Annotated in this window: 9 protein-coding genes and 1 pseudogene; 7 read left to right on the top strand and 3 right to left on the bottom strand. The window is 69.1% G+C overall.

All coding sequences use genetic code 11. The features are described from left to right. The first annotated feature begins 191 nt into the window (after positions 1–191). The 5 genes and pseudogenes from xdhA (at position 192) to BM060_RS33730 (ending at position 7,100) form a co-directional block, all read left to right on the top strand. Complete coding sequence (gene xdhA / locus BM060_RS14720; RefSeq protein ID WP_074980733.1) at positions 192–1,616, top strand: xanthine dehydrogenase small subunit; 1,425 nt, start codon at positions 192–194, stop codon at positions 1,614–1,616. Next, positions 1,609–4,197: a xanthine dehydrogenase molybdopterin binding subunit gene (gene xdhB / locus BM060_RS14725; RefSeq protein ID WP_074980734.1), complete on the top strand. Its 2,589-nt coding sequence runs from the start codon at positions 1,609–1,611 to the stop codon at positions 4,195–4,197. Before xdhA ends, xdhB begins: the two co-directional genes overlap by 8 nt. Further along, positions 4,194–5,060: a xanthine dehydrogenase accessory protein XdhC gene (gene xdhC / locus BM060_RS14730; protein ID WP_074980735.1), complete on the top strand. Its 867-nt coding sequence runs from the start codon at positions 4,194–4,196 to the stop codon at positions 5,058–5,060. The genes xdhB and xdhC overlap by 4 nt, the downstream gene beginning before the upstream one ends. 150 nt (positions 5,061–5,210) lie before the next feature. Beyond that, positions 5,211–6,233: pseudogene (locus tag BM060_RS33725) on the top strand (HAMP domain-containing protein); the annotation flags it as partial. A 138-nt stretch (positions 6,234–6,371) separates the two neighbouring features. Then, a complete protein-coding gene (locus BM060_RS33730; protein WP_370686654.1) occupies positions 6,372–7,100 on the top strand; it encodes a methyl-accepting chemotaxis protein in 729 nt (242 codons plus the stop codon). A gap of 810 nt (positions 7,101–7,910) precedes the next feature. Here the strand turns inward: BM060_RS33730 and BM060_RS14740 are convergent. Next, positions 7,911–8,501 (bottom strand): IMPACT family protein, encoded by a 591-nt coding sequence (locus tag BM060_RS14740; RefSeq protein WP_074980737.1) that lies wholly within the window; start codon positions 8,499–8,501, stop codon positions 7,911–7,913. Then, positions 8,498–9,166, bottom strand: a complete 669-nt coding sequence (locus BM060_RS14745) for a TetR/AcrR family transcriptional regulator (RefSeq protein ID WP_074980738.1) — start codon at positions 9,164–9,166, stop codon at positions 8,498–8,500. The genes BM060_RS14740 and BM060_RS14745 overlap by 4 nt, the downstream gene beginning before the upstream one ends. A 449-nt stretch (positions 9,167–9,615) precedes the next feature. On the opposite strand from BM060_RS14745, the gene BM060_RS14750 reads away from it, so the two are divergent. Continuing rightward, a complete protein-coding gene (locus BM060_RS14750; RefSeq protein ID WP_074980739.1) occupies positions 9,616–10,920 on the top strand; it encodes a CitMHS family transporter in 1,305 nt (434 codons plus the stop codon). A gap of 18 nt (positions 10,921–10,938) precedes the next feature. Continuing rightward, on the top strand, positions 10,939–11,700 hold the full coding sequence (locus BM060_RS14755; protein WP_043316039.1) for a TerC family protein: 762 nt from the start codon (positions 10,939–10,941) through the stop codon (positions 11,698–11,700). Positions 11,701–11,704: 4 nt separating this feature from the next. Here the strand turns inward: BM060_RS14755 and BM060_RS14760 are convergent, their stop codons facing one another. Next, positions 11,705–12,196 carry an LEA/WHy family protein gene (locus BM060_RS14760; protein ID WP_074980740.1) on the bottom strand — a complete coding sequence of 164 codons (492 nt, stop codon included), beginning with the start codon at positions 12,194–12,196 and terminating at the stop codon, positions 11,705–11,707. Positions 12,197–12,435 lie beyond the last annotated feature (239 nt).

A 12,435-nucleotide genomic window follows, 5' to 3' on the forward strand; every position in this document is an offset into this window, starting at 1 on the left:
CACCAGTGGCGGGGGCCGAAGCAATTTCCTGGCCAGCTGGTCAAAAAGCGCTGCAAGCCTATGCTTTGCTTATGGAGCCGGCCCTTTCGGCTGGCAGAGTTCGTGCATTACCTGACCATATGGACAGCTTTGCCGCCGCGTCAGGCCCGCTCCCCGGCGGGCAGCGCGAACGCGCTCCAGCGAGGTTACGCATGATCCAGTTCCTGCTCGACGACGAGCTGCGCCAGGTGGACGGCCTGGCACCGGAAACGAGCCTGCTCGACTACCTGCGCACCCAACTGGGGCGCACCGGCACCAAGGAGGGCTGCGCCTCCGGCGACTGCGGCGCTTGCACCCTGGTGCTCGCCGAGCCCGATGGCGAGGGCCTGCGCTACCGCGCGGTGAACGCCTGCATCACCCCATTGGGTTCGCTGCACGGCCGCCAGTTGCTGACGGTGGAAAGCCTCGCCGAGGGCGAACGCCTGCACCCGGTGCAGCAGGCCATGGTCGACTGCCATGGCGCGCAGTGCGGCTTCTGCACCCCGGGCATCGTCATGTCGTTGTTCGCCTGGCGCCATGCGGCCTGCAAGCACGACCGCGAGAGCGCGTTGACCGCGCTTTCCGGCAACCTGTGCCGCTGCACCGGCTACCGGCCGATCCTCGACGCCGCCCGGCACATCGCCGGCGAAGCCAGCACCGATCGCTTCGACGCCTCGGCCCGCGCCACCGCCGAACGCCTGCGCGCCCTGCCCGCCGGCGCCAGCCTGGACGACGGTGAGCAGCACGCCTGGCTGCCCACCTCGTTGGAAGAGCTGGACACCCTGTTGATGAACTATCCACAGGCGCGCCTGGTGGCCGGCGCCACCGACCTGGCCCTGGAGGCGACCCAGGCGTTGAAGCGCTTCCCGCAACTCATCCACCTGGAGCGCGTGGCCGAGCTGCGCCGCCTGGAGGAACACCCCGATCACCTGCTGATCGGCGCCGCGCGGCCCTATGCCGACTGCCTGGAGGCCCTGCATGCCTTCCCCGGCGTGCCCGAGCTGCTGGAGCGCCTGGGCTCGCTGCAGATCCGCCAGCGCGGCACCCTCGGCGGCAACATCGCCAACGCCTCGCCCATCGGCGACATGCCGCCGGTGCTGCTGGCCCTGGATGCGCGGCTGTGCCTGCGTCGCGCCGGGCAGGTGCGCGAGGTGCCCATCGACGGCTTCTTCACCGGCTACCGGCAGAGCGTGCTGCAGCCGGGCGAATACATCGAGGCGGTAGTTATCCCCAGGCTGGTCGATGGCCAGCTGTACCGTGTGGACAAAGTCTCCAAGCGCCGCGACGACGACATCTCCGCCGTATGCCTGGCCCTGCGCCTGGACTTCGACGAGCGGGGCCTGGTGCGCGAGGCGCGCCTGGCCTGCGGCGGCATGGCCGCCACCCCGCTGCGCGGCCGCCGCAGCGAGGCCGCGCTGAGCGGCCGGGCGTTCGACGCTGCCGCCGTGGCCGCGGCCCAGGCCGCCCTGGCCGAGGACTTCCAGCCCATCGACGACCTGCGCGCCAGCGCCGCCTATCGCCTGAAGGTGGCGCAGAACCTGCTGCAACGCGCATTAGTGGAATACACGGCAACCCCTGCGGAGGTGCGCCATGCGTAGCCTGCCTCCCCTGGCCGCCAACGGCGGCGCCAGCGAAACCCGCAGCGCCGGCCAGGCCCGGCCCCACGACAGCGCCGAGCTGCACGTCAGCGGCGCGGCGCGCTACGTCGACGACATCAAGGAACCCCGCGAGCTGCTGCACGCCGCCGTCGGCCTCACGGACATCGCCTGCGGGGTTATCCACAAGCTGGACCTGGAGGCTGTGCGCAACGCTCCCGGCGTGGTCGCCGTGCTGACACTGGACGACGTGCCCGGCCACACCGACATCGGCCCGGTATTCCCCGGCGACCCGCTGCTGGCCGGCGAGCGGGTGAAGTACCACGGCCAGGCGCTGTTCGCCGTGGCCGCGCAAACCCAGCTGCAGGCCCGCCGCGCCGTGCGCCTGGCCAAGGTGGAGTACGCCGAGGAGCAGCCGCTGCTGGACCCGCTGCGGGCCAAGGCTGAGGAGCGCTTCGTGCGCCCGCCGCACTTCATGCGCCGCGGCGACGCCGAGCACGGCCTGGCCGCCGCTCCCTACGTGCTGCAGGCCAGCCAGTTCGTCGGCGGCCAGGAGCACTTCTACCTCGAAGGCCAGGTGTCCATGGCGCAGCCCACGGACGACGGCGGCATGTTCGTGTTCACCTCCAGCCAGCACCCCAGCGAAGTGCAGAAGCTGGTGGCCGAGGTGCTGGCCATCCCCCTGGCCAAGGTCACCGTGGAAGTGCGACGCATGGGCGGCGGCTTCGGCGGCAAGGAAACCCAGGCCGCGCCCTGGGCCTGCCTGGCCGCGCTGCTGGCGCGCAAGACCGGATGCGCGGTGAAGCTGCGCCTGCCGCGCGCCGACGACATGCGCGCCACCGGCAAGCGCCACCCCTTCCACAACCGCTACCGCGTGGGCTTCGACGCCGAGGGCCGGCTGCTCGCCGCGCAACTGGAAGTGGTGGGCGACTGCGGCCACTCGCCGGACCTCTCCGACGCCATCGTCGACCGCGCCATGTTCCATGCGGACAACGCCTACTTCATCCCCGACGTGGCCGTGGCCGGCTACCGCAGCTTCACCAACATCGTTTCGCACACCGCCTTCCGCGGCTTCGGCGGGCCCCAGGGGATGATGCTGATCGAACGCGCCATGGACGACATCGCCCGCGCCGTCGGCCAGGACCCGCTGGACGTGCGCAAGCTCAACCTCTACGGGGGCAGCGGCCGCGACCTCACGCCCTACCACCAGCGCGTGGAACACAACCTGCTGGGCGAGCTGATCGAACGCCTGGAAGCCAGCAGCGACTACCGCGCCCGCCGCGCCGCCATCACTGCCTATAACGCAGGCAGCCCGGTACTGAAGCGCGGTCTGGCGCTGACCCCGGTGAAGTTCGGCATCAGCTTCACCGCCCAGCACCTGAACCAGGCCGGCGCGCTCATCCACCTGTACACCGACGGCAGCATCCAGCTGAACCACGGCGGCACCGAGATGGGCCAGGGCCTGAACGTCAAGGTGGCGCAGATCGTGGCCGAGGAATTCCAGGTGCCGCTGGAGCGCGTGGCGATCACCGCCACGCGCACCGACAAGGTGCCCAACACCTCGCCCACCGCGGCCTCCAGCGGCACCGACCTGAACGGCATGGCCGCCCGCGACGCGGCCCGCACGCTGAAGGCGCGGCTGGCGGAATTCCTCGCCGCGCGCGAGGGCGTGACGCCGCAGGAAGTGCGCTTCGCCCACGGCCAGGTGCAAGTCCGGGACAAGGCGCTGGACTTCGCCGAAGTGGTGCAGGCCGCCTACTTCGCGCGGGTGCAGCTGTCCGCCACCGGCTTCTACCGCACGCCGAAGATCCACTACGACCGCGAGATCGGCCAGGGCCATCCGTTCTTCTACTTCGCCTACGGCGCGGCGGTGTCCGAGGTGGAAGTGGACAGCCTGACCGGCGAATACCGCCTGCTGCGGGTGGACATCCTCCACGACGTGGGCCGCAGCCTGAACCCGGCCATCGACATCGGCCAGATCGAGGGCGGCTTCGTCCAGGGCATGGGCTGGCTGACCAGCGAGGAACTGAAGTGGGACGCCAAGGGCCGCCTGCTCACCACGGGGCCTGCGACCTACAAGATCCCCGCCGTCAGCGACGTGCCCGAGGACTTCCGCGTGGCGCTGTTCAACCGGCCCAACGAAGAGGACAGCGTGTACCTGTCCAAGGCCGTGGGCGAGCCGCCGTTCATGCTGGCCATCTCGGTGTGGTCGGCCCTGCGCGACGCCATCGCCAGCCTGGCGGACTACCGGGTGAGCCCGGCGCTGGATACGCCGGCTACTCCGGAGCGGGTGCTGTGGGCGTGCGAGGCGTTGAAGGGGTGGGCTGTGGATAGTTCGCTGGAAGACGCGGCATGCCCTCACCCTAGCCCTCTCCCGAAGGGAGAGGGGACCGTCCTGAGCGGGGCTCAGCAACGGAGTCAGCCGGAAACTGTGGATAAATCTCCAGCGCCATTACTTTCCCGCCACACCGAAGCAGCCCCCTCTCCATTCAGGGAGAGGGCTGGGGAGAGGGAACCCAACTCACCGCCAGCACAGAAACACCCAACCAACACCAGCAACCCACCCCAGGAGCCCACCCCATGACCCCCACCTGGATGGACGCCATCGCCCGCCTGCGCGACGGCGCCGAGCCCTACGTGCTGGTCACCGTCATCGGCGTGCAGGGCTCCACCCCGCGCGAGGCCGGCTGCAAGATGCTGGTCACCGCCGACACCTGCTACGACACCATCGGCGGCGGCCACCTGGAACTGGCCGCCACCGAGCACGCCCGCCAGCTGCTGCTGGCCGGCAAGGACGCGCAGAGCCTGGAGCACTTCCCCCTCGGCGCGCGCCTGGGCCAGTGCTGCGGCGGCCGCGCCAGCCTGCTGTTCGAATGCTTCGCGGTGCGCGGGCCGCAGGTGCTGCTGTTCGGCGCCGGGCACGTCGGCCGCGCCCTGGTGCCGCTGCTGGCCGGGCTGCCGCTGCGCCTGGAATGGGTGGACAGCCGCGCCGCGGAATTCCCCGCCGAGTTACCCACAGGGGTGCGCTGCAGCCTGCTGGACGACCCGCTGGAGGCTGTGGATAAAGCCGCGCCGGGCAGCTACTACCTGATCATGACCCACAACCACCCGCTGGACTACGCACTGGCCGAGGCCGTGCTCAAGCGCGGCGACGCCGGCTTCCTCGGCATGATCGGCTCGCGCACCAAGGCCCAGCGCTTCCACATGCGCCTGGAGCAGCGCGGCTTTTCCACAGCCGCCATCGAATCCATGCACTGCCCCATCGGCCTGCCCGAGGTGCCCGGCAAGCGCCCGCTGGAAGTGGCCATCGCCGTGGCCGCCCAGGTCATCGCCCGCTATCACCAGGACGCCCCGCCACGCACCACGCGCAGCGGCGTCGAATGGAAGGCGCTGTGCAGCGAGGCGGGGATCGAACCTGATCCGCCCCGCACCGCCGAAAAAACCTGACCGACGGGACAACAGTTTTTCCCGTACCCGCCGATAACCCCTTCGGCCCCTTCCCTACGCCCGTCTCCCACCGCGAACGGATTCGCCGCGTGCCAAGAGGACAAGAAGAACATGCGCCTTCGCAGCATCCAGACCCAACTCATCCTCAGCATGGGCAGCGCCCTGCTGCTCAGCCTGCTCATCGTGCTCGGCCTCTATGCCGTGCTGGTCAACCGCTTGAGCGAGCGCTACCTGCTCGAACAGGCGCTGCCGGCGAGCATCCAGGCCATCGCCAACGACTTCGAGCGCCAGCTCACCGGCCCGCTCACCGCCGCCGCCGGCATCGCCGACAACAGCCTGGTGCAGGACTGGCTGGCCGCCGGCGAGGACCCGGCGCGGCAGGCCGATTTCGTCCGCTACCTGGGCGGCATCCGCAGCTCGCAGCGGGCCTTCGCCGCGCTCATCGCCAGCCAGGCCAGCGACGCCTACTACAGCGACAAGGGCAAGGAACGCACCCTGTCCCGCGACAACCCGCAGGACGCCTGGTACTTCCGCTTCGTCGACAGCGGCCGGCCGCAGGTGCTGAACATCGACACCGACGTCGGCAGCGGCGAACTCACGCTGTTCATCGACCGCCGCGTCGAGCGCGACGGCAAGCTGCTGGGCATCGCCGGCCTGGGCCTGCGCATGGACGAGCTGTCGAAACTGATCCGCGACTTCCGCTTCGGCCAGTCCGGCCACGTGTACCTGGTGAAGAACGACGGCCAGGTGCAGATCCACCCCGACCCGGCCCGGGCCCGCGGCAAGGCCCTGGCCGACCTGGTGGGCAGTGACGCGGCGCGGGCGCTGCTCGGCCATCCGGGCTTCCAGAGCAGCCGCTTCGAGCGCGACGGCGAAACCTACCTGGCCGCCAGCCTGCCGCTGCGCGACCTGGGCTGGACGCTGGTCAGCGAGGTGCCGGAGGCCGAGGTCTACGCCGACGCGCGCCAGGCCCTGCGCCTCTCCGGCCTGGCCGGCGCGGCGGTGGCGCTGCTCTGCCTGGGCCTGGTGGTATTGCTGGCCCGCGGCCTGGTGCGGCCGATCCGCCAGGTGACCACGGCGCTGCTGGACATCGGCGCCGGCGGCGGCGACCTGACCCGTCGCCTGGACGATTCCCGCGCCGACGAACTGGGCGACCTGGCCCGTGGCTTCAACCGCTTCCTCGAAGGCCAGCGCCAGCTGATCGGCGCGGTACTGGCCACCAGCGAGCAGCTGCAACGCAGCGTGGCCGAGGTGGCGCGGGTTGTGGATAACACCGCGGAACACGCCAGTCGCCAGCAGGAGATGACCGACATGGTGGCCACGGCGGTGAACGAAATGGGCAGCACCGTGCAGGAGATCGCGCGCAACGCCGAGCAGGCCGCCAGCGCCTCGCAGCAGGCCCGCGGCGAAGCCGGCCAGGCGCGCCAGGTGGTGGGCGGCGCACTGCAGCATGGCGAGCGCATGTCCGCCGAGATCGGCCAGGCCGCGGAGGCCGTGGGTGACCTTGCGGCCCAGGTGGCGACCATCGACCAAGTGCTGGCGGTGATCCGCGGCATTTCCGAGCAGACCAACCTGCTGGCGCTCAACGCCGCCATCGAGGCCGCCCGCGCCGGCGAGCTGGGCCGCGGCTTCGCCGTGGTGGCCGACGAGGTGCGCACCCTGGCCGGGCGCACCCAGGGCTCCACCGACGAGATCCAGGCGATGATCCAGCGCCTCAAGCAGGGCGCCGAGCAGGCGGTCGGCTCCATGCAGTCCGGCCAGGCGGCCACCGGCGAGGGCCTGGCCGCCAGCCAGCGCGCCGGCGCCTCGCTGGGCGCCATCGCCGACCAGGTGGAGCGCATCAGCGACATTAACCACCAGGTCGCCGCCGCCACCGAGGAACAGAGCGCGGTCACCGAGGAGATCAACCGCAACGTCCAGGGCATCGCCGACCTGGCCCGCGCCACCGCCGGCGAGGTGCACCAGGGCCGCGAACAATGCCAGGCCCTGCGCGGCCTGGCCGACGACCTGCAGCGGCAGATGGGGCAGTTCCGCTTGTGACGGGTGGGGGGGGTTCGCGAGCAAGCTCGCTCCTACAGGTCGGCACCGTACCGGCTCTTCGTAGGAGCGAGCTTGCTCGCGAACCGCCGACGTCCCGATCGGGCTCGGTTATCCACTGTTGAAAAGCGGTTTTCGCTGTCCACAGGCGGCAGGCTTCCACAGGGAGGCTCCATGAACACTTTTTTGCCTCTTCGATTTGTGGATACCCTTCTGCAGCCCAGCAATTCCGGGGCTTTTTGCTCAAATAACGTACAGTTTTCGCCAGCCGGCGGTGGTTCTGGCATGGGCAGTTTTCCCCAGAGGATATCCACAACACTGTCCACGGCCTCTGTGAGCAATCCATTCGCCCATCCGTGGAAAACCCCGATTCCACCGGCTTCTCCCCGCTCCTTCTCCAGCCCTGCATAAGTACCGCCCATGGCACAGTTTTCCACCAGGATATTCACAGCTTGCCAAGGGCTTATACCGGACTTGTACAGGCCCCTTTTCCGAGGCTTCAAGACCTGGCCTAAGCCCTTGATTGGCGCGGCTTTCAGCCCGTTACAGAACAAAAAACGTACAGCCTCTCGCAAACCCCGGAATGTCTGCTCCCGGAGCCTTCATCGACAGTTTTTCCACAGCCTTGCCCACGCTATCCGGGGATAGCCGCAGACGGCCTTTTCCGTCGTTTGCACAAATTCTGCGCAATGCTATGCAGGCCACGGCTGGCGTGGCCTGGAAAGGAGGGGGCACAGTTTGTCCACAGGATGCCGCACAGGAACCGGGGACAAAAACCCGCGTCCGCTGGAAAAGCCCTGGGGATAATTGCCTTCAGTCGTCGAGGCGGGCGGCCTGGATGCGGCCGCGGCTGAGGTCGCCGAGCAGGCGTTGCAGTTCCTCGACCTTCGCATCGGCCAGGCTCAGGCGGATATCCACACCCTCGGCGCCGTAGACCTCGTCCTCGATGCCGGCGCCCAGGGCGAGGATGCGCGCCTTGAGCAGCGCGTGCTCGGCGAAGCCGCAGGCGAAGGCCAGGCGGGTGCTGGGCACCAGTTCGATGCGCGCGGCGTCCTGCAGGCACTTGGCCGCGCAGCCGCCGTAGGCGCGGGCCAGGCCGCCGGTGCCGAGCTTGATGCCGCCGAACCAGCGGCTGACCAGCACCACCACGCGGTCCATGGCCTGGCCCTCGATGGCCGCGAGCATCGGCCGCCCGGCGGTGCCGCCGGGTTCGCCGTCGTCGCTGAAGCGGTATTGCGCGCCGAGCTTCCAGGCCCAGCAGTTGTGCCCGGCGCTGGCGTCGCGGTGGGCGGCGAGGAAGGCCTGGGCCTCGGCCTCGCTGGCGATGGGCGCGGCCAGGCAGGTGAAGCGGCTCTTGCGGATTTCCTCGGCGTAGCTGGCCGGGCCGGCGAGGGTGAAGCTCATGCCGTGGCCGGCGGCGTCAGCCCGCAGCCCTTGAGGATGATGTGGATCAGTTGGTCGGCGGCATCGCTGAAGTCCTGCCGGGACATGCGCTTGCGCCCGGTGACGAAGGCGATCTGGGTGGCGAAGTCGGCGTAGTGCTGGGTGCTGCCCCAGAGCAGGAAGATCAGGTTGACCGGATCCACCGGGTCCATCTTGCCGGCGGCGATCCAGGCCTCGAACACCGCCGCGCGGCCGCGGAACCAGGCGCGGTAGTCCTGGTTGAAGTGGCTGCTCAGGCACTGCCCGCCGCTGATGATCTCCATGGCGAAGATGCGCGAGGCCAGCGGGTGGCGGCGGGAGAACTCCATCTTGGCGCGGATGTAGCCGGCCAGGGCGGTGGCCGGGTCGTCCTCGGCGGACAGGTGGTTGAAGGTGCTGTCCCAGAGGTCGAGGATGTTGCCCAGCACCGCGGTGTAGAGCCCCAGCTTGTTGCTGAAGTAGTAGTGCAGGTTGGCCTTGGGCAGGTCGGCGCGCAGGGCGATGGCGTTCATGCTGGTGCCCTTGAAGCCGTGGCGGGCGAACTCTTCTTCGGCGGCGGCGAGGATGACTTCCTCGTTCTTCTGGCGAATGCGGCCGGCGGGCTTGTCGGCGCCTTCGGCAAGGTGGGCTGGCACTGGGAAAGTCATACGGCGTATCCATGGCTTCAGCGAAAGGGCGAAGCATGGATAACCCAGGCGGGGCGGGGGATTCAAGCGAATCCGGCGTTTTTCCCGCGGTGCACCGCAACGGGGCGGGGGAATGCCCCGAGAGCGCCCTTTCCTGTAGGAGCGAGCTTGCTCGCGAACCGCATGGCACCGCAGCCGCCGGGAAATCCCCGTTCGCGAGCAAGCTCGCTCCTACGAAAAGCCCGTTCTGAAATATCCGGAAACACCAGCTCTTCGCCGACGATCGCCGGTTTTTCCCAAGAAAGGCTGCTGAAAGCTTGAGCCCCTAGCATCCGCCCTCCCCTCCGCTGCCCGGCGGCAGGTTATCCACACAAGAACAACACGGGTGATGCCATGACACGCTTGAACCGCCGACCCGCCCCGTCCCTGCCCGGCCACCCGCCGCGCTGAACCCGACGGAGGCCTTCCCGATGCTGACCCTGCTCGCCTTCGCCATGGTGGCGACCTTCATGCTCCTGATCATGACGCGGCGCCTCTCGGCGCTCATCGCGCTGATCCTGGTGCCCATCGCCTTCGCCCTGCTCGGCGGCTTCGCCGCGGGCCTGGGGCCGATGATGCTCGACGGCATCCGCACCCTGGCGCCGACCGGGGTGATGCTGATGTTCGCCATCCTCTACTTCGCCATCATGATCGACTCGGGGCTGTTCGACCCGGCGGTGCGCAAGATCCTCCGGCTGGTCAAGGGCGACCCGCTGAAGGTGTCGATGGGCACCGCCGCGCTGGCGATGATCGTCTCCCTGGATGGCGACGGCTCCACCACCTACATGATCTGCGTGGCCGCGGTGCTGCCGCTGTACCAGCGCCTGGGCATGAGCCCGCTGCTGATGGCCTGCCTGATCATGCTCTCCAGCGGCGTGCTCAACATGACCCCCTGGGGCGGCCCCACCGCCCGCGCCGCCAGCGCCCTGCACGTGGACCCGGCGGACATCTTCGTGCCGATGATCCCGGCGATGGTCGCGGGCCTGGCCACGGTGTTCGGCATCGCCTGGGCCTACGGCAAGCGCGAGCGCGCGCGCCTGGGCCAGCTGCACCTGCCCGGCGAGCACCTGGACGCGGCCGAGGTCAGCGTCTCGCAATACCCCGAGGCGCGGCGGCCGAAGCTCCTGTGGTTCAACGGCGCGCTGACGCTGGTGCTGATGGGCACGCTGATCGCCGGGCTGCTGCCGATGCCGGTGCTGTTCATGATCGCCTTCGGCATCGCCATGATCGTCAACTACCCGTGCATCCTCGAGCAGAAGAAGCGCATCGGCGCCCACGCCGAGAACGTCCTGGCGGTGGTCTCGCTGATCTTCGCCGCCGGCGTGTTCACCGGCATCCTCTCCGGAACCGGGATGGTCGAGGCCATGTCGAAGAGCCTGCTGGCGGTGATCCCGCCGGCGCTGGGGCCGTATCTTGCGACCATCACCGCGCTGGTCAGCCTGCCGTTCACCTTCTTCATGTCCAACGACGCCTTCTACTACGGCGTGCTGCCGGTGCTGACCCAGGCCGCCGCGCAGTACGGCATCACCCCGGTGGAAATGGCCCGCGCCTCGATCGTCGGCCAGCCGGTGCACCTGCTCAGCCCGCTGGTGCCCTCCACCTACCTGCTGGTGGGACTGGCCAAGGTGGACTTCGGCGACCACCAGCGCTTCACCCTGCGCTGGGCAGTGCTGGTCTGTCTCGCTATCCTCGCCGCCGCCCTGCTGCTGGGGCTGTTCCCCCTGTTCAACGACTGACGACTGGTAAAACCGTAAATGGAATGGCTGACCAACCCGGAAATCTGGGTCGCGCTCCTCACCCTGACCGCCCTGGAGATCGTCCTGGGCATCGACAACATCATCATGATCTCCATCCTCGTGGGGCGCATGCCCAAGGCCCTGCAGGCGCGCACGCGGCTGTTCGGCCTGGCCCTGGCGATGGTCACGCGCATCCTCCTGCTGCTGTCGATCACCTGGGTGATGCGCCTGACCGCCGACCTCTTCACGGTGTTCGAGCAGGGCATTTCCGGGCGTGACCTGATCCTGTTCTTCGGCGGCCTGTTCCTGCTGTGGAAGAGCAGCAGCGAGATCTACCACGGCCTGGAAGGCGAGGACGAGACCGAGCAGCAGCCCAAGAGCCTGCTCGGCGGCTTCCTCGGCACCATCGTGCAGATCGCCATCATCGACATCGTGTTCTCGCTGGACTCAGTGATCACCGCGGTGGGCATGGTCTCCAACGTACCGGTGATGGTCGCCGCCATCGTCGTCGCGGTGCTGGTTATGATGCTCGCCTCCGGCGCCATCAGCGACTTCATCGACAAGCACCCGTCGCTGAAGATGCTGGCGCTGTCGTTCCTCATCGTGGTCGGCACCGTGCTCATCGCCGAAGCCTTCGAGGTCCACGTGCCCAAGGGCTACGTCTACTTCGCCATGGCCTTCTCGCTGGCGGTGGAAGCGCTGAACATCCGCATGCGCACGGCGCGCGGGCGCAAGCCGGTCGAGCCGGTGCAGCTGCGCCGGGACATTCCCGGCCAGTAGCGCCCTAGAGCGTAGGCAAGGGCGCCCCGGCCGGCCACTCCAGGGTGCCCTTGTCGCTGAAGCGCACGGTGCCGAACAGGCCGCCGCCGAGCTTGCCGCTGATTTCGTAGGGCATGCCCTGGCGCGGCGGCGCGTTGCCCAGGCCCCAGGCCTGGCGCACCAGGCGGAAGGCGGAGATGCTCACCGGCACGCTGAGCAGCGCCTCGCCGAAGCGCGGCACCTGCCCGCGCTGGTCGCTCACCCCGCTGGCCAGTGGGCGGCCGTTGATGCTCAGGTCCAGGGCCACGCCGTCGTAGTCGATGTCGCGGTCGTTGGGGTTCTGCACCCGCAGCTTGACCGCGAAGCGCGCTTCCATGCCCTGTCCGGCCAGGGGCTCAAGGCCCACCAGGTCGATCTTCAGCGGGTCGTTGCCGAACAGGCTGGCGCAGGCGCCCAGGCCCAGGATCAGGCCGAGGGCGAGGAACAGGCGCAGGGTGGCGAGAAGGCGCTTGGGCATCGGGGGTTTCCGCTGGCGGTGGTGTCCGGGGCAGTCTAGCCCGCGGCGATGGCCGGGAGAAACCGCGGTTCGGATACCCCTGTAGGAGCGGGCCCTGCCCGCGATTCGCGCGCAGGGCGCGCTCCTACAGGGGAATGGCGCCGACACCGCTGGCTATCGCGGACAAGGTCCTACGCTGTTTCTGGGTTCCCGCGTTCGCGGGAACCCAATAGACAGTTGCACCTACGCATTCCGGCAAA

It is taken from the genome of Pseudomonas citronellolis (assembly GCF_900112375.1).
Classification (GTDB): Bacteria; Pseudomonadota; Gammaproteobacteria; order Pseudomonadales; family Pseudomonadaceae; genus Pseudomonas; species Pseudomonas citronellolis.

Bases quoted from the DNA above. Each gene is read 5' to 3' on its own strand.
- xdhA (WP_074980733.1), top strand. From the start codon at position 192: ATGATCCAGTTCCTGCTCGACGACGAGCTGCGCCAGGTGGACGGCCTG.
- xdhB (WP_074980734.1), top strand. From the start codon at position 1,609: ATGCGTAGCCTGCCTCCCCTGGCCGCCAACGGCGGCGCCAGCGAAACC.
- xdhC (WP_074980735.1), top strand. From the start codon at position 4,194: ATGACCCCCACCTGGATGGACGCCATCGCCCGCCTGCGCGACGGCGCC.
- BM060_RS33730 (WP_370686654.1), top strand. From the start codon at position 6,372: ATGGTGGCCACGGCGGTGAACGAAATGGGCAGCACCGTGCAGGAGATC.
- BM060_RS14740 (WP_074980737.1), bottom strand. From the start codon at position 8,501: ATGAGCTTCACCCTCGCCGGCCCGGCCAGCTACGCCGAGGAAATCCGC.
- BM060_RS14745 (WP_074980738.1), bottom strand. From the start codon at position 9,166: ATGACTTTCCCAGTGCCAGCCCACCTTGCCGAAGGCGCCGACAAGCCC.
- BM060_RS14750 (WP_074980739.1), top strand. From the start codon at position 9,616: ATGCTGACCCTGCTCGCCTTCGCCATGGTGGCGACCTTCATGCTCCTG.
- BM060_RS14755 (WP_043316039.1), top strand. From the start codon at position 10,939: ATGGAATGGCTGACCAACCCGGAAATCTGGGTCGCGCTCCTCACCCTG.
- BM060_RS14760 (WP_074980740.1), bottom strand. From the start codon at position 12,196: ATGCCCAAGCGCCTTCTCGCCACCCTGCGCCTGTTCCTCGCCCTCGGC.